General features: G+C 62.5%; 23 protein-coding genes. 17 read left to right on the top strand and 6 right to left on the bottom strand.

Features of this window, described 5'->3' with window-relative positions:
• Positions 1-960: 960 nt before the first annotated feature.
• Positions 961-2424, bottom strand: a complete 1464-nt coding sequence (locus GXB81_RS22590) for a hypothetical protein (protein ID WP_205990362.1) — start codon at positions 2422-2424, stop codon at positions 961-963.
• A 683-nt stretch (positions 2425-3107) separates the two neighbouring features.
• Between GXB81_RS22590 and GXB81_RS22585 the strand changes: the two genes are divergently transcribed.
• The 4 genes from GXB81_RS22585 to GXB81_RS22570 all read left to right on the top strand — a co-directional run bounded on the left by GXB81_RS22585 (position 3108) and on the right by GXB81_RS22570 (position 6120).
• Positions 3108-3365, top strand: a complete 258-nt coding sequence (locus tag GXB81_RS22585; RefSeq protein WP_205990361.1) for a hypothetical protein — start codon at positions 3108-3110, stop codon at positions 3363-3365.
• A gap of 409 nt (positions 3366-3774) precedes the next feature.
• Positions 3775-4125, top strand: a complete 351-nt coding sequence (locus GXB81_RS22580; protein WP_205192989.1) for an FKBP-type peptidyl-prolyl cis-trans isomerase — start codon at positions 3775-3777, stop codon at positions 4123-4125.
• A 105-nt stretch (positions 4126-4230) separates the two neighbouring features.
• Positions 4231-4692 (top strand): DUF488 domain-containing protein, encoded by a 462-nt coding sequence (locus GXB81_RS22575; protein WP_167043610.1) that lies wholly within the window; start codon positions 4231-4233, stop codon positions 4690-4692.
• Positions 4693-5046: 354 nt separating this feature from the next.
• Positions 5047-6120, top strand: coding sequence for a DUF6765 family protein (locus GXB81_RS22570; RefSeq protein WP_205990367.1), 1074 nt, complete (start codon positions 5047-5049; stop codon positions 6118-6120).
• 104 nt (positions 6121-6224) lie between these two features.
• On the opposite strand, the gene GXB81_RS22565 is transcribed toward GXB81_RS22570, so the two are convergent.
• Positions 6225-6473, bottom strand: coding sequence for a hypothetical protein (locus tag GXB81_RS22565; protein ID WP_205299259.1), 249 nt, complete (start codon positions 6471-6473; stop codon positions 6225-6227).
• Between the two features lie 424 nt (positions 6474-6897).
• Between GXB81_RS22565 and GXB81_RS22560 the strand changes: the two genes are divergently transcribed.
• The 10 genes from GXB81_RS22560 to GXB81_RS22515 all read left to right on the top strand — a co-directional run bounded on the left by GXB81_RS22560 (position 6898) and on the right by GXB81_RS22515 (position 17678).
• Complete coding sequence (locus GXB81_RS22560) at positions 6898-7236, top strand: hypothetical protein (protein ID WP_167043612.1); 339 nt, start codon at positions 6898-6900, stop codon at positions 7234-7236.
• A 199-nt stretch (positions 7237-7435) separates the two neighbouring features.
• The gene (locus GXB81_RS22555) at positions 7436-8218 is read left to right on the top strand and encodes an H-NS family nucleoid-associated regulatory protein (RefSeq protein ID WP_205990360.1); all 783 of its coding nucleotides are present in this window, start codon (positions 7436-7438) and stop codon (positions 8216-8218) included.
• Between the two features lie 21 nt (positions 8219-8239).
• A complete protein-coding gene (locus tag GXB81_RS22550) occupies positions 8240-8746 on the top strand; it encodes a hypothetical protein (RefSeq protein WP_167283203.1) in 507 nt (168 codons plus the stop codon).
• Between the two features lie 673 nt (positions 8747-9419).
• On the top strand, positions 9420-10376 hold the full coding sequence (locus GXB81_RS22545; RefSeq protein ID WP_167043617.1) for an alpha/beta hydrolase: 957 nt from the start codon (positions 9420-9422) through the stop codon (positions 10374-10376).
• Positions 10373-10942, top strand: coding sequence for an isoprenylcysteine carboxylmethyltransferase family protein (locus tag GXB81_RS22540; RefSeq protein WP_167043618.1), 570 nt, complete (start codon positions 10373-10375; stop codon positions 10940-10942). Before GXB81_RS22545 ends, GXB81_RS22540 begins: the two co-directional genes overlap by 4 nt.
• A gap of 8 nt (positions 10943-10950) precedes the next feature.
• Entirely contained in the window at positions 10951-12264 is a 1314-nt protein-coding gene (locus tag GXB81_RS22535) for a nucleotide disphospho-sugar-binding domain-containing protein (RefSeq protein ID WP_205990359.1), read from the top strand.
• Between the two features lie 62 nt (positions 12265-12326).
• Positions 12327-13883, top strand: a complete 1557-nt coding sequence (locus tag GXB81_RS22530; RefSeq protein ID WP_241016477.1) for a DHA2 family efflux MFS transporter permease subunit — start codon at positions 12327-12329, stop codon at positions 13881-13883.
• Positions 13884-13893: 10 nt separating this feature from the next.
• Positions 13894-14898: a glycosyltransferase family 2 protein gene (locus tag GXB81_RS22525; protein WP_205990357.1), complete on the top strand. Its 1005-nt coding sequence runs from the start codon at positions 13894-13896 to the stop codon at positions 14896-14898.
• Between the two features lie 53 nt (positions 14899-14951).
• Positions 14952-16454 carry an efflux transporter outer membrane subunit gene (locus GXB81_RS22520; protein WP_241016475.1) on the top strand — a complete coding sequence of 501 codons (1503 nt, stop codon included), beginning with the start codon at positions 14952-14954 and terminating at the stop codon, positions 16452-16454.
• The gene (locus GXB81_RS22515) at positions 16455-17678 is read left to right on the top strand and encodes an HlyD family efflux transporter periplasmic adaptor subunit (protein WP_205990356.1); all 1224 of its coding nucleotides are present in this window, start codon (positions 16455-16457) and stop codon (positions 17676-17678) included.
• A 99-nt stretch (positions 17679-17777) separates the two neighbouring features.
• On the opposite strand, the gene GXB81_RS22510 is transcribed toward GXB81_RS22515, so the two are convergent.
• From GXB81_RS22510 to GXB81_RS22500, 3 genes are all read right to left on the bottom strand, one after another.
• Positions 17778-18320 (bottom strand): hypothetical protein, encoded by a 543-nt coding sequence (locus GXB81_RS22510; RefSeq protein WP_205990355.1) that lies wholly within the window; start codon positions 18318-18320, stop codon positions 17778-17780.
• 113 nt (positions 18321-18433) lie between these two features.
• Positions 18434-19087 (bottom strand): response regulator transcription factor, encoded by a 654-nt coding sequence (locus GXB81_RS22505; RefSeq protein ID WP_167283188.1) that lies wholly within the window; start codon positions 19085-19087, stop codon positions 18434-18436.
• A complete protein-coding gene (locus GXB81_RS22500; RefSeq protein WP_205990354.1) occupies positions 19084-20499 on the bottom strand; it encodes a cache domain-containing protein in 1416 nt (471 codons plus the stop codon). The genes GXB81_RS22505 and GXB81_RS22500 overlap by 4 nt, the downstream gene beginning before the upstream one ends.
• Positions 20500-20841: 342 nt before the next feature.
• On the opposite strand from GXB81_RS22500, the gene GXB81_RS22495 reads away from it, so the two are divergent.
• Together GXB81_RS22495 and GXB81_RS22490 are read left to right on the top strand one after the other, a co-directional pair.
• Positions 20842-21039, top strand: a complete 198-nt coding sequence (locus tag GXB81_RS22495) for a DUF3311 domain-containing protein (protein ID WP_167043635.1) — start codon at positions 20842-20844, stop codon at positions 21037-21039.
• Positions 21036-22520 (top strand): sodium:solute symporter family protein, encoded by a 1485-nt coding sequence (locus tag GXB81_RS22490; RefSeq protein WP_167043637.1) that lies wholly within the window; start codon positions 21036-21038, stop codon positions 22518-22520. Before GXB81_RS22495 ends, GXB81_RS22490 begins: the two co-directional genes overlap by 4 nt.
• Positions 22521-22712: 192 nt before the next feature.
• Here the strand turns inward: GXB81_RS22490 and GXB81_RS22485 are convergent, their stop codons facing one another.
• Entirely contained in the window at positions 22713-23945 is a 1233-nt protein-coding gene (locus tag GXB81_RS22485) for an FAD-dependent oxidoreductase (RefSeq protein ID WP_167043639.1), read from the bottom strand.
• 331 nt (positions 23946-24276) lie between these two features.
• Here GXB81_RS22485 and GXB81_RS22480 point away from each other — a divergent pair.
• Positions 24277-24412, top strand: a 136-nt coding sequence (locus tag GXB81_RS22480) for a DUF3348 family protein (protein ID WP_205990366.1), incomplete at its 3' end; no start/stop codon positions are given.

Genomic DNA, 24412 nt, shown 5'->3' with positions numbered 1-24412 from the left:
GGAGGTCGGTGTGCGTCCAGTAAACGGGGCGGCGCGCCGAAGTCAAACAAAGGTATACCCGCGCTCGCGGACGTCGCGGCGCAATCGCTCGCGCGACAGGCGTTTGCGCGGCGTGCAGGTGTCGATGGCCGGTCGCGATCGCACGGATGGTGCACATGCTTCGGAAAAAGATCGCGCGATGAAGTGTTGGTTCGCGCCGCGCTGATGGTTGCGCCGCGACACTTTGCGGCGCGCGGGAGTGTGTCTGCAGGGCCGATTGCGATTGAGGCTTCGATGGCGAGTGTTCGGAGGCGGCGGCGGGCTGCTGCGTTGCTTCGCATGTCGGCGGTTGCGGTGGTCGATGCGTGCGCCGATGTATGAGCGCTAGCGCACATCGGCGGAGATTTTTTTCCGGCGCGAGGAGGCGGTTTTGACGGCGCGATGTTTGTGAAACGGCGCGGCGGCTTTTATCTACCCTGTCTGTGGGATTGCGCTCATTCGCCTTTGGGCATTTTTCGTTTTATGTGCGGAGAAACACATGAATAAAAGAGGCGATATGTAAAGAGTCCGGTTGAGTACGCGAAAACCCTCGATGATTGCGCTATTTTCGATTCGCTTCTGGTGCTGTCAATAATGTGAGGCGAATGTCAGAACAAACGATTCATGGCTTGTTTCAGGGCTTATTTCGATTGATGCCGCTTCGTCGAACGAGTGCGGAACGTTGCCGCGAATATCGGCGATATCGCATTGCGTGGTCTAGCGCACGGTCACCTGATTGCTCTGCGCATAACTTCAACGTCAATCAAGCCTTGCTGTGCTGCTTTAACGATTAGTTCGGCGCACAGCCAGCCGATTCTCTCGAAGTACGCCAAATCGGACCGGGGATTTTCCGAGAGAGAAGTGTCCCGTGTGACGGGTTTTATTTCGCACGAGGCGAAGTCGGTCGGGCTTCGGATTTCCGTTTTCTCGATGAGCGGAGATTCACCCGTTATTTGGACCGGTCGTTCTGGATGGAATAATTAGGAGATTGAAATGAAAAAGCATAACGGGGACGCGTGGAAGCTGGGTACGCGGCGCGCGGCTTTGGCGGTGGCTGTGAGCCTTTATGCGGCGATGGCGGGCGCGCAGACATCGGGCAGTGGATGTTCGAGCGGTGCCGGGCCCGGCTGCGCGACTCAGGGAGGCGGAGCGGGCTTCGCATCGGTGGGGCTCGCTTCGGCTGCGCCGACGGGCCCGCAGAGTAGCGGGGCGCCGTCGACAAGCACGGGCGGCAATGGCCTGAGCGGCGGAAACAGCGCGGCCAACTCCGGCTCGGGAGGCACCGGCGGGAACAACGGGAATGGCAGTAACGCCGGTAATGGCGGTAATGGTAGCGGTAACGGTAATGGCGACGGTAACGGCGGGACCGGAGGTGACGGCTCGGGGGGAGACGCCGGCAACGGTGGTGATTCCGGTGGAGATGGCGGGCATGGTCATGGTGGACATGGTCATCATGGGCATGGGCATGGCGGTCATGGCGATGGTGGCCATGGAGATGGCGGTCATGGCGATGGTGGCCATGGAGATGGCGGTCATGGCGATGGTGGCCATGGAGATGGCGGTCATGGCGATGGTGGCCATGGAGATGGCGGTCATGGCGATGGTGGCCATGGAGATGGCGGCCATGGTGACGGTGGTCATGGAGATGGCGGCCATGGAGACGGTGGTCACGGCGATGGCGGCCATGGTGCCGGTGGTCATGGAGATGGCGGTCACGGCGATGGCGGCCATGGTGCCGGTGGTCATGGAGATGGCGGCCATGGCGATGGTGGCCACGGTGATGGTGGCCATGGTGATGGTGGTCACGGCGATGGTGGTCACGGTGATGGCGGCCATGGTGACGGTGGCCACGGTGATGGCGGTCACGGCGATGGCGGCCATGGTGCCGGTGGTCATGGAGATGGCGGCCATGGCGATGGTGGTCACGGTGATGGTGGCCACGGTGACGGTGGTCATGGCGACGGCGGTCACGGTAGCAATGGTGGTCAGGGCCACGGTGGCGGCGAAGGCAATGGCGGTTCCGGCAACGGAGGCCATGGCGGCGGCGAGGGCAATGGCGGTTCCGGCAACGGAGGCCACGGCGGCGGCGAGGGCAACGGCGGCTCCGGCAACGGAGGCCATGGCAACGGCGGTTCCGGTAACGGCGGCCACGGCGGCGGTGACGGCAATGGCGGTTCCGGCAACGGAGGCCACGGCGGCGGCGAGGGCAACGGCGGTTCCGGCAACGGAGGCCATGGCGGCGGCGAGGGCAACGGCGGTTCCGGCAACGGCGGCCACGGCGGCGGCCAAGGCAACGGCGGCCATGGCGGCGGCAACGGTGGTTCCGGAAACGGCGGCAATGGCGGCTCCGGTGGCCACGGTGGCGGCTCCGGAGGCGGCAGTGGTGGCGGTCACGGTGGTGGCCACGGCGGCGGTCACTGACGATAAGCACGGCCGGAGGGACATTCCCGCTCCACGCGGAATACGCGGGATGTCCCTCATCTGGGGAGACCGGGCATCCGGTCTCCGCCAGGAAATCCGCGCGGCGCGGCAGGGATGCATCGGCAAAAGAGGTGGACGGCCGCCGCCGTCCACTTACCCGCCGAATGCGATGACTTTTTTCTGCACTACGATAAAGCCCTTCCTCTTAGCGACGCGTCCTGTCCCACGGCTCCGTCCGCAAAACTCCCAAACGCCGGCAGTATTCCTCGGCTTATCTCAAACTGCAAACACGGCATACGCATCGGCTCGCATTGCGATCCGATAGACCGGATGCACGCGACGACCCGCAAGCACACACGCATCATCTATCGCGCGGATGACGGCACCGCGCCACGGCCTGAGACGCTACGGCTCGCACACGTCTTCGACCCTCAATGCGTACGGCAATGCACCCGCATGCCGATTGCGATGGCCTTCGACAAGCACCGCACAGGCAACGCATCGAGCGTGAATGCGATGAGCGATTCGCGCGCGGCAGCAGATCGCCGGTAAACACGACACGAGCTTCCCGGCACTGACGTTTTCACATCGGCCTATCCGGCGACCAACGCAAACGAAAACGCAAACGGTGTCGGTATGCCTGAATACCTGATAACGACGCGAATCACATGCATGCGTTCGAGCACAAAACGAATTCCCGCGACGTCGAATCCCCGCAGCAGTACTTCGATACAGATCGGACCCGAAAGCAGAGAGCCGTAATTGCGCAGACGAAAGACCTCATAAAAAATCCGTTCGACACTTGCAACGCGATACCTGCTATTGCCGCGCGCTTTCCTCTGCCCGGAACGCGTCAAAAACACGAACCCGATCCGCGCAATCTCGCAAAAACGAAAACGCAAGCAAAAGCGAAAGCAAAAACGTAAGCAAAAAACACCGTAACAAAAGCTCGGACGAATTGCGGCTTTCCAGCAATATCATCAGCGAACCCATTGACCGGCAACAAACCGTTCCACAACGGCACGATTCCCAATCGCATGGCTGCCCACCCGGCAACTCGAAACCGTGGCTCTGCATTGAAAGTCCCCTTCCAGCATCGAATTCGCAGCCGGCAAATGACTTACGCCGACATTCATCGCGGACCACGAAACCGCAATAGCGATTCATCGACGGCCCGACCCGGTTGCGCCTGCCCGTTCGTCAGCGCCCGAATGCTCCGGTCACGATAGCCCTCATCCGATCCGTTACAATGAGACAGCCTGCTTACCCCACTGGAGAATGGCTTTGAAATTACTCGTCGCTTTGCTGGCTGCAACCGTTCTTTCTTCGACGGCCATGGCTGCCGCGCCGACCACGGAAAAACTGCCGTCGGGCGTCATCGTCGAACACCTGACGCAAGGCACTGGCCCGCAGCCGTCGGCGGAAGATGTCGTGAAGGTCAACTACCGGGGCACGCTGCCCAACGGCACCGAATTCGATAGCTCGACGAAGCACGGCGGCCCGGCCACGTTCCCGTTGAATCGCGTGATTCCGTGCTGGACGCAAGGCGTCCAGAAGATGAAAGTAGGCGGCAAGGCACGGCTGACATGCCCGGCCGCGACCGCTTACGGCGATCGCGGCGTCGGTCCGATTCCGCCGAACACCGACCTGACGTTCGAAGTCGAACTGGTCGGCATCGTCAAGTAAATGCGCCGGGACGCGTTGAAAATACGCTGAAACAAAGCCTCGCTCCGAATCTCGCAGCGAGGCTTTGTTTTTGGGGCGCAGAATAACCGGTCTGGGGGATTCACCATGAAACGCGATAAAACCGCCGTGCCGGTCGCAAGTATCGGCTTCACGGGCAAGACAGCGCAAAAGTTCTTCGATTTGCTGAAGGACGCCCACGTGCGCACGGTTCTCGACATCCGCCTGAATAACACCTCGCAGCTCGCGGGCTTTGCGAAGAAGCAGGATCTGCCTTATTTTCTCGAGCACCTGTGCGATGCGGCGTACGTCGAAGTGCCGGAGCTGGCCCCCGAACCGGATCTGCTGAAACGCTACCAGGGTAAGGCATTGACGTGGGAAAACTTTCGCGAAGAGTATTTCGATCTGATTGCGAAGCGTCGCGTGGAAAGCAATCTGGATATCTCGCTCTTTCAATCGGGCTGTCTGCTCTGCAGTGAACATTTACCGCATCACTGCCACCGGATGTTCGCACTCGAGTACCTGAACAGCCACTGGAATAGCCGGCTCGCCATTACGCATCTGACCTGACGAATCGGGTTCGCGAGGGGTTCGGGCACCGCCCGCGAACCTGCTTTGGGCTGGTTTTTCCTTGCTGTCTGCCGCGTTGTTCCCTGGTACTTTCCTGTACTTTTCTTTGCAGCGGGCGGTTGCGCCGAGTCCGATCACCCCCTTCATTTCATCGCCAGCCCGACTATTCGAGCACCCGGAAGCGGCGTAAAAGCGCTGAAAAATTCAAAAAAACGCGCGCCCGCTTTCAAGTTGCGCGCGGCTGGCTCGTCTATTCACTATTCACGAGCCGTCCCCCGTATTCGCCTCGCCATACTATCCGTAAACATCGGGAAAACGCCGGCCGTCTTTTCACGCGTGCGAGGAGCGCCAGCCATGAATATCGACTTTCACTACGGAGTGGTCTACATTGCGGCCCGGATCGGCGGAATGACGCCCGGCGACGCACAGACCGTCGCGCATGCCTGCCAGTATGTCGACGACGCGACCACGAGCGGAATACTGCGTTTCAAAGGCGGCGAGACTTTCGAGCGTTTTGCGACCGCGCACAAGTTATTCGACTACGCCAATACCGAGAACGACCAGAACCGCCTCGTGTGGACGCCATTCCATTTTCTGCCCGCCGGAGAAGGCGCCTCCCTCGAAGAGAAGGCGATCTGCCGGCCCGACAGCGAGGTGGCGCGTGAGGTCGTGCGGCGTGCCATTCGTCAGCGCGACTCGGAAACGGCTTTGCACCGGCTCGGCATTACGCTGCATACGTATGTCGATACCTGGGCGCACCAGGGCTTCGCGGGGATCGAGAGTCCGTGGAATCGCGTGCATCTTCTCGAAGCGCAGGATTGCACACGCAAGGGCTGGCTCGCGCGCCTCAGGCTCGCGGCCGGGCATCTGCTCGAACATATCGAGGAGGACATATTGACGATCGCGCTGCCGGTCGGTCACGGCGCCGCATTGCATTATCCCGACCAGCCGTGGGCGCGTTGGCATTACATCGACGGCCGCAACAACTTCATCTCGCGGCACAATCTGCCGGATTTCGTGCAGGCGGCGCAAATGGCGTGCCGCGCCGTGCGCGGATATCTCGCGGGACGAGAGGATTTCGAAACTTTTCCCGGCATGCCGGAGGATACGACAAGCGCACTGACCCAGTTGCTCGATACGAGCCGGAATCCCGACGACACCCTGCGCCTGCAAAACGTCTGCGAATGGGTGAAAGCCGGCCGTATTCCCGGTCTGAAAGAAGCGGTGCCCGGCTATATCGCCAAAGGACGCGATTCGTGGAAGTTCAAGGCGACGGGTCTGCTTTGCGACGACGACACCGGGGACAGACCGCCATGGTCGAACGACTTTGAGAAAAGCGACTACCGCCTTTTTCATGACGCGGTCAAACAGCACCGCTTCGTGACGACCCAGGAGATCCTGCCCGCTCGCGGCCTGCGCATTGCTTGACTGAGGCTTTCCTGGGCCGAGCGGCGTGCTGTGCCGCAAGCGGGATTTCAAACATCGCAACGAGATGTGAATTCGCGCTTGCGGCGGTTCTCCCTCTTTCCGGTCTATTGCATTCTTGCCTGTTGATGTTGCGCGGCCTGTGCCGCCGCCTGTTCTTCGGCGTGTTTTTTAGCCATATGCCGTCCGACGAGACAGCCGCCCACCGCGCCGGCCACCGCGTGATGCCCCGCATAGTGCCCCGCGACTCCACCCACTACCGCTCCTTTGATACAGCCGGCCGCGTTCGCGGTGCCGGCCATTGCCGAAGAGAGTGCCACCGCCGCCAGGGCGGCCCGAATATAACCAGCTTTCATTGCGGATACCGTACGGTTGTCGAGTTGACCGGAAATGGGTTGCCCCGGCTTCATTTTCAATAGCGGCCGCCCATGTCTTTTCCGCACCAACTCTCAATGGGTTCGAAGGTTGCCCGCAGCCGCGTTGCCGGACCCAGACCGCAGTGTAAAAGGGCGCATCCCGAGCGGGAACAACAGCGATTGCAAGATTGGTAACCGACAGTTACCAGCCCTGAGGAAAGCGTATTTTCATGCTCCCGAACCCGCGTTTTTTCTCCATCTCCAATGTACTGTTCTAAAGTCGGTCACAAGAAAAAGGCCGTTTTCAAATAAAAAATGAACTACTTTCCTTTGAATATTCGAATGCTTGCCTATAGTAGAAGCGGTTATTGCCAGCAGGTACGGTAACGGGCTACCGTTGGATGCAAGTGATGGAGAGGCACACATGACGCCGTCGAATGCCGCAATCTCCCAGTCGGGGTCCTCTACGCCGGAGTCGTTGCGAACGCTCGCGAGTTATCTCGAATTGGCACTCGACGAAGGAAAGAGCGTGGTCGTGATGAGAATCGGCAAGCAGGTGCGCGGCGTTTATGTCGGCAATCCATCGGGTGCATTGGAGGATTTAACAGATTCCGGTGTTGTCGATGCTTTCCAGGCCGATGAAATGCTGATGCTGACCTGCCTCGGGCTGAACCGGATAACGGCGGACGGTCAACACTACCGTTTCGTACGGAGTGTCAGGTATATCGCCGATCGTCAGGTTGTCGTTTTTACGCCTATCTGAGTGGCGGAACCGAAACAGAAAAGACGAGTCAGGAGGAGAGGCAAAGGAAGAAAGCCGGGATACGTCAGTGGAGAATCTGAAAGCTTTGTATTTGAACTCCGCTCGACCAGGTCATGTCGATGTACTGAAGGTTCAATAGACTGCCTTTCTTCCTCTATTCATGGCATAGTTCGACGATTACCACACAAGGAGCATTCGAATGCCCACATTAGAGCAAATCCAAGCAAAGCTTAAAAAGCTCCAGGCGCAAGCTGACGTAATGATTGCCCGAAAAGCGCAGGCTGCAGTCGACCAGATTCGCGAGCTGATGCTCAAGCATGGTCTCACCACGGCCGATATCGAAGCCGAAGCAAAGGCAAGACGTGCCGCAAGAGGCGCGGGCAATGGCCGCGTGAAAGCCGCCGGTGCGGCCAAGGCGGGCAAAACAGCCACGCCGGCCAAATACCTCGATCCCAAAACCGGCGCGACGTGGACCGGCCATGGCCGCGCGCCGGGCTGGATCGTCAATGCGAAAGATCGCACGGCATTCCTGATCAGTGGCGCGAGCGAAATGAAAGCGGCTGCGCCTGCCAAAGGCGGCAAGGGTCAACCGAAAGGCGCGCAGCCGCCGAAGTACCGCGACCCGAAAACCGGTGCGACCTGGAGTGGTCGTGGTCCGGCGCCCGCATGGCTCGCATCGGTCAAGGACCGCAGCAAATTCCTGATCGAGGGCGCGGCGGCAGCGGCTCCCAAAGCAGCGGCAAAGACCGGTAAAGCCAAATCGGCGGCGGTGAGCAAGAAGGCCGCGGCGAAAAAAGCCGGTGTCGCGCGCAAGACGGTGGCGAAAAAAGCCGCCGCGAAGAAGGCACCCACGGCAAGCAGGAAAGCCGCGGTGAAGAAAGCCGCCGCGAAAAAAGCGCCGGCCCGCAAAGTCGCAACGAAGGCAGCGGCAGCTCCGAGCGCAGCGGCACCGCAAGCCGCTACGGCGGAAGCGAGCGCGTAAGCGCATCGAGTCGCGAAGTAGATGGTCAGCACGTTCGATGCATCCCAGCAGGAAGACCAGGTCGTCCTGCTGGACTCCGCTCCTCATCCGGCCGCCGATGCCGACGAACCTTTTCTCGTCGCCAGCGACCGCCGTGTGATTCTGACTTATCCGATCGCCGAAGAAGACTTCGAGCGGTTCGGTCCTTTCGATCCCGACGACGATCCCTTCTGCGCGGTGCTCTTTCCCGATGCAATATTTCATCGGCTAGGTCCGCCAGGCGATGGCGATCTCGACGTTCATCCACTGGCGGCGCAAGGTCTCTCCAGTTATTCGGTGCATGAAGTCGTCAATTCGTCTTTGTGCGCGGAAATTGCCGCAGTACAGGTGGGCGCAACGCCAGGCGATGCCGGGACACCGGCACGGCGCCATTTCGTCGTGACGTTCGGTGCGTCGACGTTCGAATGCGTGGCGTCGGACTATACGGTCATTGGCGTATATGGCGCGGGAGAAATAGCCAGCAGGGAAGCATTCGCGTTGGTCAGGTAAGTGGGTCAGATAAGTTGGTCAGATAAGCCAGATAATTTCGCTCGGGCAGGGAAAGACCTGCAACGCCGGGCAACAATCAGCCAGAACTCACAGCAAGGCGCGGTCCCATAAGCGGGCTTGCGCCGTGCACATTCCAACATTTGCGCAAGCGAAGCATGCCCGACCTTCGAGGCAGGCCAGCGTCGTTCGCCCCAGGGGCATTTGTCGAAAAGTGCGAGCAGCTACTAGACAGCCCGCCTTGAAACCGTAAAATGGCATGCCTTCATGCTGGCCGCGTGAATGAGATTTCAGGAAAAATAGCTTGGAAATTAGTTATAAAAATATTTGCATTATCATAGCTTGACATCTAGTCTTCATGCGGTTGCAGCACAATGTTTCACTGAAAGATGCACTGTGGATTTTCGGTAATTCTTTCAGAAACTTTATATAAGAAATTATTACGGGGCATCGAAATCACGGTTCTGGTGCATAACTTTATTGGTTAAGCATATCGAGCCGAAAAGCATTGCCGAAAGCAATGCGCTTCGATGTAGCAGCGGTCGTCGCGAATCGGATTTGCCTGCGCCAGGGCAAGTCACGGGCCTGATTCGCGGTAGTATGGCCGCACGGCGTCCGTTTGCGCGGGCGCGGTATCGGTACGCACCTGCGTTGCGCAAGTGCATGCGAATACTCCATGCCTATCGAAAAACTTGTTGTTCCGCTGCCTGCGGGCCTGAAAGTCTACGTTGAACGTCACGTATTCAATCCGGCTTTCGAGAGTGTCATTCTGATCAATGGAGCGCTTGCCACTACGGCGTCATTCGGTCAGACCATTAAATATCTAGGCGAACGCTATAATGCGATCTGCTTCGATTTACCTTATGCCGGGCAATCTAAGCCGCATAATAAATGCGACTTCATTCTCACTAAAGACGATGAAGTCAACATTCTTCTCTATTTAATCGGCTTATTCGAACCGGCTTATCTGCTGTCGGTCTCGTGGGGCGGAGTGGCGTCGCTGCTCGCGCTGTCGCGGGCGCGCACGAGCGTGCGTCGCGCGGTGATCGCCTCGTTCTCGCCGCGCCTGAACGAGGCCATGACGAACTATGTCAGTTCCGCGCGCGACCATATCGCCGCCGGCGAAAACCTGAAGGCCGCGCAACTGCTCAATGACACGGTCGGCAAGCATTTACCGCGCATTATGAAGCTCTATAACTTCCGCTATCTTGCGACGCTGCCGCGCGAGGAGCAGGAGCAGGTCGCGTTTCATGTCGAGCAGATTCTGGCGATTCGCCCGGAAGATTATCTGCACGAATTCCGCAATATCGACTGCGGCCTGAAATTCCTCAACGGCGAGCTCGACGAATACACGACGCCGGGCGACGTGCGCTCGCTCGGCGAACATCTGCAAAGCGCCGAGTTCTCGACGATCGGCCAGGCCGGGCATTTTCTCGATCTCGAAGGCAAGGCGGCACTGCGCCAGGTTCGCGCGGAGATTCTCGACTACTTCGGGCCCGCGCGGACCCATACCGGCAATCGCGCACGCGATTGCGTCGACGTGCTGGCCGCGCGCGCGCCGATTTTGCCGATGCAGCAACCTTCCATGGCTACCGCCGCCGATCACTCGTTCCAACAGGTCGAACTACCGTGAATATCGTTCAAAGCATTGCCATCGTCGTGCCGTGGACCCTCTGGCTGCTGTACTGGATCGCGACGTCGAAACAGGTCAAGGCGACCGCGCGCAAGGAAGCGTCGCTGTCGCGCACCTTGCAGTCGATTCCGCTGATTGCGGGCGGCGCGCTGATTATCCTGCCGGATTTCACGGCCGCCGCGTGGCGTTTCGACCCGCAGATGTTCGGGCCGCTACAGATCGCCGGTCTCGTCGTACTGCTCGCGGGTCTCGCTTTTTCCGTGTGGGCCCGGCTGCATCTCGGCACGAACTGGAGCGTGTCGGTCACGCTGAAAGACGATCATGAACTCGTGCGCAGCGGGCCTTATGGCCTGGTTCGCCATCCTATTTATACGGGTTGCCTGCTGGCGCTGCTCGGTGCGGCGATAATCGGCGCGCAATGGCGCGGCGCGTTCGGCCTCGCGCTGATTTTCGCGTCGCTCGCCTACAAGGTGCGGGTCGAGGAAAGCTGGCTGACCGGCCACTTCGGCGGCGCTTATACCCAGTACCGCCGCGACGTGGCCGCGCTGATTCCCGGTCTCTTCTGAGCCACCGCATGACGAGAGTCATCATTACCGCGATCGGCTCGGCGGGCGACGTGCATCCGCTGCTCGGCATCGGCGCCGCGCTCGCGGCGCGCGGGCACGAGATCGTGTTTTGCAGCCACCCGCCGTTCGAAGCGGCCGCTGTGCGCCAGGGATTCGCATTCAAGCCGATCGGCACCGCCGACGAATACGCGGCCGCGATGGCGAACCCCGCGCTATGGAATCCGCGCACGTCATTTCGAACGCTGTGGGCCGTGATTGCGCCGACGTTGCAGCCGCACTTTCATACGCTCGTTTCGTTGACCAACGACGACACGGTGCTTGTCGGCAGCTTGTGGGCTTTTTCCGCGCGGCTCATGCAGGAGTTATATCGCGTGCCGTTGGTGTCGGTGCAGGTGTCGCCGTCGACGTTGCTGTCCGCGCATGCGCCGCCGACGCACCCGCGTTTGACGATTCCGCGCTGGCTGCCGCTCGGCGTCAAGGCGGCACTGCTGCGCCTGATTGAAACGCAGGTGCTAGACCGGGTGTGCGGCCCCGAACTCAATGCATTGCGCGCGCAATTGGGGCTGCCGTCGGTCACGCGCATTTTCGGCCACTGGCTGCATTCGACCGACGGCGTGCTGTGCCTGTTTCCCGAATGGTTTGCGCAACCGCAGCCGGATTGGCCGGAGCCGCGTCGGCAGAGCGGCTTTCCGTTATTCAACGAGACGCAGGCGCACGAACCCGACGCGCAACTCGAAGCGTTTCTCGACGACGGCGAGCGCCCCGTCGTGTTCACGGCCGGCTCGACGTTGACCGATCATGCGCACTATGCCGGGATCGTGAATGCGGTGCTGCGTGATACCGGGCTGCGCGGCATTCTATTGACGCCGCATACACAGCAGCAGGCGGCAACGGCAACAGCGCAGCTGCTCACGCGCCGCTATGTGCCGATGCGCACGCTATTGCCGCGCTGCCGCGCGCTCGTGCATCACGGTGGCATCGGCACGGCGGCACTCGCGTATGCGGCCGGTATTCCGCAGGTCGTTACGCCGTTTGCGCACGATCAGTTCGATAACGCGCAACGCGTCGCCGCGAGCGGCTGCGGTGTGCGGCTCGATGCGCCGTTGCAAGCGCGGGCGCTGGCGCGCGCGCTCAGGGACGTGCTCGGTTCCCCGTCGATCGCGACGCAGTGCGTGCGCATGCAGGATCGGCTCGCGGCCGCGCCGGACGGTTGCGACACGGCCGCGCGCTATATCGAAGGATTCATGCGTCGCACGGCGCGCGAGCCCGCGATTGCCGGCGTGCCGTCGTTGGTGCTGGCTGCGGGTGGACAGGGCGCATGAGCACGGCGACGTCAGTGCCGGACAGTGCTGCGCGCGAGGATCGCAGCAACATTCGCGGCCAAATGCGCGGCATGCGGCTTGCCTTGCTGACTTTCGCGCTCTCGCTCGCGACGTTTATCGAAGTACTCGACTCGACCGTCACCAATGTCGCGGTGCCGGCTATTTCCGGCAGCCTCGGCGTGTCGAATAGCCAGGGCACATGGGTTATCAGTTCGTATTCGGTTGCTGCCGCGATTGCGGTGCCGCTGACGGGCTGGCTCGCGCAGCGGTTCGGCGAAACGCGGCTCTTTCTCGCGGCGGTGATTCTGTTCACCTCGACCTCGCTGTTGTGCGGCATGGCTGCCAACTTTCACGTGCTGGTCGTGTGCCGCGCCTTGCAGGGGCTGTTTTCCGGGCCGATGGTGCCGCTGTCGCAAACCATTCTGCTGCGCAGTTTTCCGCCGCAAAGACGGGTCGTGGCGCTCGCGCTATGGGCGATGACGGTACTGCTCGCGCCGATTTTCGGGCCGGTCGTGGGCGGCTGGATTATCGACAACTTCTCATGGCCGTGGATCTTTCTGATCAATCTGCCGATCGGCGTGTTCTCGTTTTCGGTGTGCACGACGCTCTTGCGCCGCGACGCGCATGATTCGGCAACTGAAGCGACCGGAGAGACAGGAGAGACCGCTGCGACCAGGGCGGCCACGCGTGTCGATCTTCCCGGTATTGCGTTGCTCGTGCTCGGCGTCGGCTCGCTGCAAGTCGTGCTCGACCTCGGGCACGACCGCGGCTGGTTCGATTCGCCGCTGATTCTGACGCTTTCGATCGTCGCGGCGCTGTCCATCGTGTCGTTGTTGATCTGGGAAGCGGGCGAGTCGCATCCGGTGATCGATCTGAGCCTGTTTCGCGACCGCACGTTTTCATTCTGCGTGCTGATTATCTCGCTCGGCATGATGAGTTTTTCGGTGGTCGGCGTGGTGTTTCCGCTCTGGTTGCAGGCCGTGATGGGCTATACCGCCTATCACGCGGGACTCGCCACCGCGCCGCTCGGTGTGCTCGCGCTCGTGTTTTCGATTCTGGTCGGCATTTACGCGCCGCGTTTCGACGCGCGCGTCCTCGCGACGTTCGGCTTTCTCGTATTCGCGGCCGTGCTGTGGTGGAACGCGCATTTCACGCTGACAATGACCTTCGTGCAGATCATCACGCCCGGTCTGATCCAGGGCATCGGCCTGCCGTGCTTTTTTATTCCGCTGACCGCCGCGACGCTGTCGCGCGTACCCGATCACAAGCTGGCCGCCGCCTCGAGCCTGTCGAATTTCCTGCGCACGCTGTCGGCCGCATTCGGCACCGCGATGAGCGTCACGTTGTGGGACAACCGCGCGTTGTTTCACTACGACGTGATTTCCCAGGCGGTGACGAAATCGTCGGGCAATACGCAGCAGTTCGTGCAGAAGCTGCATGGTTTCGGGATCGACGGCGCGCGCGAAGTCACGACGCTGCACCACGTCGTGCAGCAGCAGGCCTACATGATGGCGACCGGCGACATGTTCTATATGGCGAGCGTCACCTGTCTCGCGCTCGCCGCGATGATGTGGCTCACGCGTCCGAAACGCGGCTCCGCGATGACGCTCGGACACTAGGAGAAAGCCAATGACGAAATTGGCCGCGCTGATCGTACTGTTTCATCCAAACGACGAACAACTCGCGCGTGCGGTGGCGATGCGCGCGGTGTGCGACCGCCTGCTCGTGATCGACAACTCGCCCGAGCCCGACGCTCGCGCGGCGCAAGTGCTCGGCGATGCCGGCATCGCACTGCTGCATCACGGCAATCGTCACGGCATTGCGGGCGCATTCAATAGCGGACTGCATGCGCTGTTCGGCCACGGTATGGATGCGGTCGCGCTGTTCGATCAGGACTCGACCATGCCTGAGGGCTATTTCGACGTGATGCGCGAGCGTTGCACGCCGCTCGATGGTCAGCCGTTCCTGATGGGGCCACGTATTTTCGACGAAAACGATCAGCGCTATTTGCCGGAACTCGTCACGAGCGGCCTCGCGGTCAAGCGCCTCGCGACGGATGCCGCTGCCTCATTGCAGCGCTGCGCGTTTCTGATCTCCTCGGGCTCCGTTATTTCGCGCGAGGCATTCGCGCGTCTCGGCCGTTTCGACGAAAGCCTGTTTATCGATCACGTCGATACCGAGTACTGCCTGCGCGCCTTGCTGCGCAACGTACCCGTCTATCTCGTGCCATCGCTCGTGCTACTGCACCGGATCGGTTCGCGGCGCCGCCATAAACTCGGCGCATTCGAAATGACGACGATGAATCACCCCGGCTTTCGTCGCTATTACAGCGCACGCAATGCGATGCAACTCGCGTTGCAATATGGCTTGCGCCTGCCAGTCGCGATCGTGCCGAACCTGCTCACGCTATGGCAGATCGTACAGATCGTTCTGGCCGAACACGACAAGCTCGCGAAGCTGAGCGCGATCGCGCAGGGGCTGATCGACGGTTTGTTCGGACGCATGGGACCGCTCGAACAGGCCCGTCCACGGCTTGCCGCAAAAACGGCTAGCGTGAGGAAGGCCACCGCGGCGGGTTCCTCTTCTCCATCACGCGCCGGCGAAGCCGCGCTGCATCACCCGCACCATTCATGAAACCGCTCATGAAGCCAACCACCATGCGATTTCTTACGCGACACGCGCTGCCCATGCTGCTGATCTCGGCGGCGTTGAGCGGCTGCGTCAGCGATGCCGGTTTGCATGCGAGTGTCGAACCGCTGCAACCGGGCGCCGATGCGCTCGCGAAAACGCTCGGCCCCGACGCGAACGGCGCATGGCCCGCACCCGATTGGGTCAAGCGCTACGGCGATCCGCAACTCGACGAACTGGCCGCCGAGGCATTGCAGCACAATCCCGATCTGCAGATCGCGCAGGCGCGCGTCGGCGCGGCGCAGTCGCAACTGGAGCAATTTGCCTCGTTGTCCGGATTGAACGGCACGGCGCTTGCGTCGGTCAACAAGGCGCGTCTGCCGCAACCGAACAATGTCGCGAACGTGTCCGTCGCGGGACAGCAGTTTCCGGTGCAACTGTTCGACGATCCGGTGGTGTCGCCATCGGCATTGATGGCGGGGCTCAGCTATCAGCTCGATCTGTGGGGCAAGAATGCCGCGCTTACGCGCAGCCTGCTGTCTTCGCGCGATGCGGCGCGCGTCGACGCGGAACAGGCGCGCCTTACGCTGATGGTCGCACTCGTCACGCTGTACTGCGAACTGGACCGCGCATTCACGATGCAAGCGCTGTTGCTGCAGAAGCAACAGGCGGCCGACGGTGTCGATACGGTATTGCGCGAGCGCAGCGCGCGCGGCATCGACAATGCGTACGACGCGGCCGATGCCGAGTTGAAGCGCAGCCGCCTCGCGTCGCAACAGGCCCTCAACGACGAGCGCATCACGCTGACCGAGTTGCAGCTCGGCGTGCTGACGGGCCGAGGGCCCGAGCGTGGCCTGTCGCTGCATCGTCCGCAACTCGCGGCGGCCGCCGACGCGCCGTTGCCCGCGCAATTGCCGGTCGATCTGCTCGGCCGCCGGCCCGATATCGTCGCCGCGCGGCTGCGTGCCGAAGCGGCGCTCAACCATATCGACGCGACGCGCGCGCAGTTCTATCCCGACGTCAATCTTGCGGCGTTCGCGGGCTTGACCGCGTTGACGCCGGCCGCGCTGTTCTCGCGCGCGGCGTTGACCGGTTCGGTCGGGCCGGCGATTTCGCTGCCGGTGTTCGACCGTACGCGGTTGCGCGCGCAATTGCACGGCGACTACGCGAACGTCGACGCGGCGGTGAGCCTCTACAACAAGACCGTCGATGAAGCGCTCGGCGACGTCGCGCGTCAACTGACTTCGCTGCGCACGGTCGAGCGTCTGTCGGCCGAGCAGAACCGCGCGGTCGATTCGGCCACGCGCATCGTCGCGATTGCGCGCGAGCGGCACCGGCGCGGCATCGGCATGCAGAAGGACGTGATGCTCGCCGATCTGTCGCTGCTCGACGAACGCGCGCAACAGGCCGATCTGCAAGGCCGCCGCATGCTGCTGCAAGTCGCGCTGATCGGCGCGCTCGGCGGCGGCTTCGACGAACGCAAGATCAGCGGCGCACCGATCGTTCATTCGCAGACGGTTCTTTTCTCTCACGCACGCCTCATGGATTCGCACTTCGATTGAATGCATAACGATAAACAGGCACAGCAGGCGGCCGGCTGGACACAGGAACAGGCCCACGCGGCGGAGAGCGGCGCACCCGATGCGAAGCGCGCAACGCGGCGGCGGCGCTTTGCGCTTTTCTTCGGCGTGGTCGCGCTCGCCGGTGTGGCGTGGCTCTCGTACTGGGGCTTCAGTTCGCGCTTCTTCGAGGAAACCGACGACGCGTACGTGGCCGGCAACATCGTGCAGATCGCGGCGCAAATCCCCGGTACGGTCACCGACATTCTGGTCGAGAACACGCGTCACGTGCGCGCGGGCCAGCCCCTCGTCAAGCTCGACGATGCCGAGGCCGCTGCCGCGTTTGCGCAGGCGCGCGCGCAGTTGACGTCGGCCGTGCGTCAGGTGGCGAACGCCGCGATTTCGCGCAAGCTCTATGTGCAATCGATCGACGCGCGCCGCGCCGAACTCGCGCTCGCGCAGCGTGCGTTGGCCGCGCGCGATCATGCGTCGGTGGAAGTGGTGTCGCCGGAAGAACTCGCGCGTGCGAAAGAGACGGTGGCTGTCGCGCAGGCGAATCTCGCGTCCGCGCAGGTGCAGCTCGATGCCGCGCGCGCGCTCGGCGGCAAATCGTCGATCGAATCGAGTCCGCCCGTGTTACAGGCCGCCGCGCAGTTGCGGCTCGCTTACCGGAACCTGCAACGCACGACGGTGATTGCGCCGATCGACGGCACGGTCGGCCAGCGTGCGGTGCAGATCGGCCAGCAGGTCGGGCCCGGCGTGACGCTGATGTCGATCGTTCCGCTCGAACATCTCTGGGTCGAGGCGAACTTCAAGGAAGGGCAGATTCGCCATATGCGCGTGGGCCAGCCGGTGCAGCTCGTGTCGGACGTGTATGGCTCGCAGGTCGTTTATCACGGCCACGTCGAAGGTTTTTCGGCGGGCACGGGCAGTGCGTTTTCGATGCTGCCGTCGCAGAACGCGGCGGGCAACTGGATCAAGGTCGTGCAGCGCGTGCCGATCGTGATTTCGCTCGATGCGGCCGAACTGGCTGCGCATCCGCTGCGGCTCGGTTTATCGATGCAGGCTTCGGTCGATACGCATGAGCGCGGCGGTCATCTGATCGGCAACGATACGTCGGCGATTACACAGAGCACGCGTGTGCATGACGACGTTTCGCGTGAAGCGGATGCGTTGATCGAGAAGATCGTGCGGGAGAACAGCGATCGCGCGGGCGCGGCGGATTAGTGAGCGGCTTCGCTGAGAGGTTTCGATGGCGGAACGTGCCGGTGAGGATGTACCGGCATGGTTCCGCGTAGACCCTAACTCCGTAGGCATCGCGCTAATTTAATTGCCGGGCTCCAGCACCGGTTTGTCCGGCTCGGCCTGCGTACGATAAGGCAGCTGCGCGGCATGCGGGTTCGTGACGGTGTTGTCGATGACGCGCTCGACGTCCGCGGTTTTCGCGAGTTCGGTCAGGAATGTCTTCTTGTCGAAACCCGGCGCGACGCAGCCTTCGACATAAATAAAGCGGCGCTGCAAGGTCAGCCAGAGCGTGGACTGTTCGCGCCAGTGCGTCGCGACGTTGAGATTCGCGAGACGCCGCCGCACGGTTTCGGCGATTTCCGCGTCGTATAGATAGGCGTTCGGCAAGCGGCAGCGTCCTTCGATCCAGCAGCTATTGCCACGCTCGATGCGGTAATGGCTGTCGTCGAGCCATTCCTGTTCCGTTTCGAATGGACCGAGCGGTGTCGGGCAATCGGCGATTGCCTGGGATATCTGAAAGAAAGGGTCGTGGCCGCGATTGAGGAGCGGCGCTTCGGCATAGGCGTGCGCCGTTGCCGCGCAGATCAGCAGACAGGCAAGCCGGCGTTCGGTCAGGCGTTTCATGCTTGCTCCAGTTCCTGCTGCGGTTTGGGGAGTCCTCAAGCACCGGTGGTGAAACAGGCTCGAAAGCATCGGCGCGCGCCATCGATCCATTATCGCGCGACCCGCGAAGCAACCTAGCGCCGCGCGCGCCGATATTCGACCGCGAACTTGATCAGCTCCGCCTGCCCCTCGATTTCGAGTTTGCGCTTCAGATTCTGCCTGTGCGTCTCCACGGTGCGCACGGACAGATCGTTGCGTTGCGCGATCTGCTTGCTCGACAGGCCCTCGGCGAGCGCATCGAGAATATCGCGCTCGCGCGGCGTGAGCCGCTCGACCGGCGATTGCGTCGCCGACGCCTGGATCAGCCGCGCGCTCAATTCCGCGCTGAAAAACGTCTTGCCGTCGAGCACCGCGCCGATCGCCTGAATGATTTCGAGCGCGGGCGAATCCTTCAGCACATAGCCGCTCGCACCGGCGCGCACCGCTTGCGTCACGTATTCGAGGTTGTCGTGCATTGACAGCATCAGCACGCGAATCGCCGGAAAACGCTCGTGAAACAGGCCCGCCAACGCAATGCCGTTCATGCCGTTCTTCATGCCGACGTCCATCAGCGCGAGGTGCGGTGCCGCCTTCTCGGCGAGTGCGAGCGCTTCCTGTGCGTTGTCCGCTTCGCCGACCACTTCGAAATGGCGCACGGCTTCGAGACGCGCGCGCAGGCCGTCGCGCACGAGCGGATGATCGTCGACGAGCAGCAGGCGCGCGCCCGCGGCAGAAGCGTTGTGGTTCATGAGCGGATTTCCTGCAAGGGCGGCAGCGGGGCATCGGTGGTTGGCAACGGTACGCGCGCGGTGACGACGGTGTGGCCCGCCTGCGAGGCGAGCGCGAGTTTGCCGCCAAGCGCTTCGAGCCGTTCGCGCATGTTGCGCAGACCGACGCCCGCGCGCCGGCCGACGAACGCATCGGTGACGTCGAAGCCGCGGCCATTGTCGGCGATCGTCAGCGTGACCGCGTCGTGCGCGATGTCGAGCGCAAGCGATGCACTCGACGCCTGCGCATGACGGACGATGTTGGTCAGCGCTTCCTGGGCGATGCGAAAGAGCGCGGTGTTGACCGCATCGGGCAAGGTGGCCGCGTGCGTGTGCGCGATCTGCGTGAAGCCGATCTCGATGCCCGACTGTTCGCTCAGTTCGCGCGTGAGCTGTTCGAGCGCGGCGGCGACGCCGAGGTCGTCGAGCATCGACGGCCGCAGCGCATGAGAAATGCGCCGGACTTCGCGCAGCGTATCGCCGAGCCGCGTGAGACCGGTGGACAGCGCGGCTTCGGCGGCGGGCACGCGAGCGTCGCCGCGTTCGAGGCGCGCGAGCGCCGATTCGAGCAGCAGCTTCACGGAGACCATCATCTGGCTGATGCCGTCGTGCAATTCGCGCGACAGCCGCGCGCGTTCGTTTTCCTGCGATTCGACCACCTGGCGCGCGAGCCGCTTCAGTTTGGCGTCGGCGCTGCGATATTCGCTGACGTTGAGCACGAGCGCGCACAGCGCGATCACCGCGAGCCCGGCCACCGCGATCGCGTCGATCCACTTCATCGTGCGATCGATATTGGCGGCCGCCTCGGCGTCGATATGCGCGAGCGTCGAGTCGACGTCGTCGAGATAGATGCCGGTGCCGATCATCCAGCCCCAGCGTTCGAGCGGCACCACGTAGCCGAGTTTCGACTCGATCTTGCCGGTCGACGGGCGATGCCACAGATAGCGCACGTAACCGCCGCCGCGCGCGGCCGCGGCGAGCAGTTGCTGGATCGTCGGCGCGCCCTGGCTGTCGCGCAGCGACCAGAGATCGCGGCCGACCAGATCGGGCTCGCGCGGATGCATCAGCGAGCGGCCATGCATGTCGTAGACGAAGAAGTAGCCGTCCTCGCCGAAATCCATCTTCTTGAGCACGGCGAGCGCGCGCATGCGCAGCAGCGCGTCGTCGCGCGCATTGTCGCGGCCGGCCTCGTAGAGCGGCTCGATCGCGGTGGTCGCGAGTTCGACGTAGTGCCTGAGTTCGATCTCCTTGCTCGCGAGGTAAGCGGCCTGGGTCGTCGCGTGCTGCCGCTCGGCGAGTGCCGTGGCTTCGCGGCGCACCCCCGTTTCGATGCTGGCGATCGCCGCCAGGAACGGCACGATCGCGAGCAGCACAATCTTTGCTTTGAGTTTCATCGTTGAAAAACGGCCGGCAGTCTACGTAGTATTACGTAGACTGCTTACGTAGTTGCGCGCTTGTGAGGACGCCCGTGAAGGCGAATACTACATCCCCGCGGCGCGCCGTGCCGCGTGGGGGCCCTGCGCGCCGTTCGCGGAGCGGTTTCGGCACTTGCGGCGCAAGCGCTCGCGCGAGCCGCGGCGTTCGGGCCGTTTCTTAGGGAATTCCCGGAATTCCATGAAATTCCCCGAACGGCGCGCCCGCTGCCTGTTTTTCCGCCTGACCTCAGGCAACCGGACACCTGCACGCCAGGCCATAAGCGATGACGCGCGGTGTCGACAAGACCCAAGGAGACATACGTGGAGACCACCACTTCCGCCGGCCGTTCATGGCGCTGGCTCATTCTGCTGATTCCTTATATTGCGCTGCTGTGGCTGCCGTTCTATAACGACGCGCATCCCTCGTTCGCGGGCTTTCCGTTTTTCTACTGGTATCAGTTTCTGTGGGTGCCGTTGACCTCGCTGCTGGTCTACATCGTGTATCGAGGTATCAAATGAGCGATCTGAATCCAGTGAACCCCGTCTCGATGTCGGTATTCATCGCGTTCTTCGTGCTCGTGACCGTGATCGGCTTTTTTGCCGCGCGCTGGAAGCGGGGCGATCTCACGCAATTGCACGAGTGGGGCCTCGGCGGCCGCCAGTTCGGCACGATCATTTCGTGGTTCCTCGTCGGCGGCGATTTCTATACTGCCTATACCGTGATCGCGGTGCCCGCGCTCGTTTATTCGGTCGGCGCGTATGGCTTCTTCGCGTTGCCGTACACGATCATCGTCTATCCGTTCGTATTCGCGGTGATGCCAAAGCTGTGGAAAGTCGCGCACGACAAAAACCACATCACGGCGGCCGACTACGTGCACGGCGAGTACGGCGGCAAGTGGTTTCCGGCCGCGGTCGCGCTGACCGGCATCGTCGCGACGATGCCGTATATCGCGCTGCAACTGGTCGGCATGCAGGTCGTCATCAAGGGGCTCGGCGTGAGCGGTGAAATGCCGCTGATCGTCGCGTTCGTGATTCTCGCGCTCTACACCTATGCGAGCGGTTTGCGCGCGCCGGCGATGATCGCGTTCGTCAAGGACATCATGATCTATATCGTCGTGATCGCGGCGGTATGGCTGATTCCGGTGAAGCTCGGCGGCTACGGACACGTGTTCGCCGTGGCCGACGCGCACTTCCAGGCGAAGGGCGGCGCGACCGGCATTCTGCTGAAGCCGTCGCAGTACACCGCATTCGCCTCGCTCGCGCTCGGCTCGGCGCTCGCCGCGTTCATGTATCCGCATACGATGACGGCGGTGTTGTCGTCGGCATCGGCCAAGACCGTGCGCAAGAACGCGATCTTCCTGCCGGCGTACACGCTGCTGCTCGGCCTGATCGCGCTGCTCGGCTATATGGCGATCGCGGCCGGCGTGAACGTGAAGTCGGCCAGCGACGTCGTGCCCGCGCTGTTCGGCACGCTGTTCCCGGCGTGGTTCATCGGCTTCGCGGCGGCTGCGATTGCGATCAGCGCGCTGGTGCCGGCGGCGATCATGTCGATCGGCGCGGCGAATCTGTTCACGCGCAATCTGTGGCGTCCGCTGGTTGCGCCGAATCTTTCGCCGCAAGCCGAGGCCGCCAACGCGAAGATCGTCTCGCTGGTCGTGAAGTTCGGCGCGCTGCTGTTCATCGTGTTTCTGCCGACGCAGTACGCGATCGATCTGCAACTGCTCGGCGGCGTGTGGATTCTGCAGATTTTCCCGGCCGTCGTGTTCTCGCTGTACACGCGCCGCCTCAATACGCCGGGCCTGTTCATTGGCTGGCTCGTCGGTATCGCGCTCGGCACGGGCCTCGCGATCTCGCAGGGACTCAAGCCGGTGTACGGGCTGCATGTCGGCCATGAGGACTATCCGCTTTATATCGGCATGATCGCGCTGGCGGCGAACATTGTCGTGAGCTTTGCGGTGTCGGCGCTGTCGCCGCGCAGGGCAGCAGTGACGACGGCCTGATCGGCGTCTCGTTGACTGGTTTGAAAAAACGCCTTGGCGCGAATAGCGCCAAGGCGTTTTTTATTGCGTCGGTTCCGCGCCGTTCTGTTTCGTTTTGTTCCGCGCCGTTCCGTTCAGGCAGCGGCCTGGCGAGGTGGCAATGCCAACGCGGCGGAGCGGCCGACGAATCAGCCGTGCAGCACGCCCACTCCGCTAGAACCGCTCGACGCGAAACGGCCACGGGTCCACGAGCGTTTCCTCGCCGCTCATCATCTCGGCGAGCAGCCGGCCCGTCACCGGCCCGAGCGTCAGGCCGTGATGCGCGTGGCCGAATGCAAACCACAGGCCCTGATGCTTCTTCGCCGCACCGATGATCGGCATCATGTCCGGCGTGCAGGGGCGGCGCCCCATCCACGGCTCGGCGTCGAGACGCTCGCCGAGCGGGAACAGCGTGCGCGCGATCGGCTCGACCGCGTCGAGTTGCGCCGGTGTTTTGTCCGCGTCGCGCCGCGCGATTTCCGCGCCGGTGGTCAGGCGGATGCCGCGCGCCATCGGCGCAAGCACGTAGCCGTTTTCGGCGTCGAGCACCGGATGATTGAGCCGCGCCGTCTGACGCGGCGCATAGTGCATGTGATAGCCGCGCTTGACCGCGAGCGGCAGCCGATACCCGAGCCGCGTACTGATGCGATCCGACCACGGCCCGAGCGCGACGACGACCGACTCGGCCTCGAGCGTCCCTTCCTGCGTGTCGACTTGCCAGCCTTCGCGCAGCGTGTCGGCGTCGCCGATAAAAAACCGCCCGCCGAGCGCTTCGAAATAGCGTGCATATGCGGTGACGAGTGCGTTCGGATCGCTGACCGTGTCGGAGTCCGGATAACGCAGGCCGCCTTGCAGACGCTTGTCGAGGTCGGGTTCCAGCTGCCGCAGACGCGGTGCGTCGAGCGTTTCAAACGCGACGCCGTATTCGCGATGCCAGCGCTCGGCGATCCGTATTTCGGCATCCCTGGCAATACCGCTGCGAAACACCTTGATCCAGCCGGTCGGGCGCAGCAGCGCGCTGGCTCCCGCGGCGGCGGCCAGCGCGTGATGTTCGCTGATGCAATGCTCGATCAGCGTCGCGTACGACTTCGCGATGGCCGCGTGCTTCAGCGGATGCGAGTTGCGCCAGTAGCGCCACAGAAACGGCGCGGTTTCGAGCATGGCGTTGGCGTGATAGCGCACCTCGGGCGACTGGTTGCGCGCATAGCGCAGCAGCGTGCCGAGCCTGCGCGGCAGCGCGTACGGATAGACGCCTTCGCGCTGGATCAGCCCCGCGTTGCCGAACGAGGTCTCGTTGCCGGGCTGCTTGCGGTCGAGCAGCGCGACCGCGCGTCCGCGTTTCTGAAGATGCACGGCGACGCACACACCGACAATGCCGGCGCCGAGCACCACGGTATCGAATTTCATGCGGCTGCGCGTCTCGTCCAGGGTCACTGCGGGTCACAGCCGGGTTACGGCTCTCGACGCTCGGAACAGGGCGGCAGCCTGGAAAGGCAGGGGACGGCGAGGATGCGGCGAAGGGAGCGTGTTTTTATCTTATACGCTGATCGGCCCGCTGATCTATTGGCGAAAAACCGTGGTTGGTAAAGCCCCAGGGCCGCGCAAAAGTCCCGCTACGGGTGCGGTTTGCGCCATCGGAACGCATGTTTGAAATGTCTCGCGGACGGGGGCGATCGGGGAAGAGATCGGCCTCGCGCCCGTCAGCGTGTAAACTACTGAGTTTTTTGCTTCCGGTGGTATGTTGCAAGCCCCCCAGCGCACCGCTCTGAGCGGGCCCGCGCTCGTTCGCCTACTGACCCGTTTCGCGGAGGTCGATGCCGTCGAATCGCGGCAATCGCTGTCGGATCAACTGAGCCAGTGGCTCGGCTGGACCA

Origin of the sequence: Paraburkholderia sp. Ac-20336, from assembly GCF_017105025.1 — a bacterium.
Taxonomy (GTDB): domain Bacteria; phylum Pseudomonadota; class Gammaproteobacteria; order Burkholderiales; family Burkholderiaceae; genus Paraburkholderia.
Note: the sequence above shows the minus strand (reverse complement) of the source record. Positions and strands in the feature narration are given on the sequence as shown.

Coding starts and splice junctions, on each gene's coding strand:
- GXB81_RS22500 (WP_205990354.1), bottom strand. CDS start 20,499: ATGAAACTCAAAGCAAAGATTGTGCTGCTCGCGATCGTGCCGTTCCTG.
- GXB81_RS22505 (WP_167283188.1), bottom strand. CDS start 19,087: ATGAACCACAACGCTTCTGCCGCGGGCGCGCGCCTGCTGCTCGTCGAC.
- GXB81_RS22520 (WP_241016475.1), top strand. CDS start 14,952: ATGCTGCTGATCTCGGCGGCGTTGAGCGGCTGCGTCAGCGATGCCGGT.
- GXB81_RS22550 (WP_167283203.1), top strand. CDS start 8,240: ATGGTCAGCACGTTCGATGCATCCCAGCAGGAAGACCAGGTCGTCCTG.
- GXB81_RS22535 (WP_205990359.1), top strand. CDS start 10,951: ATGACGAGAGTCATCATTACCGCGATCGGCTCGGCGGGCGACGTGCAT.
- GXB81_RS22485 (WP_167043639.1), bottom strand. CDS start 23,945: ATGAAATTCGATACCGTGGTGCTCGGCGCCGGCATTGTCGGTGTGTGC.
- GXB81_RS22580 (WP_205192989.1), top strand. CDS start 3,775: ATGGCTGCCGCGCCGACCACGGAAAAACTGCCGTCGGGCGTCATCGTC.
- GXB81_RS22555 (WP_205990360.1), top strand. CDS start 7,436: ATGCCCACATTAGAGCAAATCCAAGCAAAGCTTAAAAAGCTCCAGGCG.
- GXB81_RS22510 (WP_205990355.1), bottom strand. CDS start 18,320: ATGAAACGCCTGACCGAACGCCGGCTTGCCTGTCTGCTGATCTGCGCG.
- GXB81_RS22490 (WP_167043637.1), top strand. CDS start 21,036: ATGAGCGATCTGAATCCAGTGAACCCCGTCTCGATGTCGGTATTCATC.
- GXB81_RS22545 (WP_167043617.1), top strand. CDS start 9,420: ATGCCTATCGAAAAACTTGTTGTTCCGCTGCCTGCGGGCCTGAAAGTC.
- GXB81_RS22575 (WP_167043610.1), top strand. CDS start 4,231: ATGAAACGCGATAAAACCGCCGTGCCGGTCGCAAGTATCGGCTTCACG.
- GXB81_RS22565 (WP_205299259.1), bottom strand. CDS start 6,473: ATGAAAGCTGGTTATATTCGGGCCGCCCTGGCGGCGGTGGCACTCTCT.
- GXB81_RS22525 (WP_205990357.1), top strand. CDS start 13,894: ATGACGAAATTGGCCGCGCTGATCGTACTGTTTCATCCAAACGACGAA.
- GXB81_RS22585 (WP_205990361.1), top strand. CDS start 3,108: ATGCATGCGTTCGAGCACAAAACGAATTCCCGCGACGTCGAATCCCCG.
- GXB81_RS22570 (WP_205990367.1), top strand. CDS start 5,047: ATGAATATCGACTTTCACTACGGAGTGGTCTACATTGCGGCCCGGATC.
- GXB81_RS22560 (WP_167043612.1), top strand. CDS start 6,898: ATGACGCCGTCGAATGCCGCAATCTCCCAGTCGGGGTCCTCTACGCCG.
- GXB81_RS22515 (WP_205990356.1), top strand. CDS start 16,455: ATGCATAACGATAAACAGGCACAGCAGGCGGCCGGCTGGACACAGGAA.
- GXB81_RS22530 (WP_241016477.1), top strand. CDS start 12,327: ATGCGCGGCATGCGGCTTGCCTTGCTGACTTTCGCGCTCTCGCTCGCG.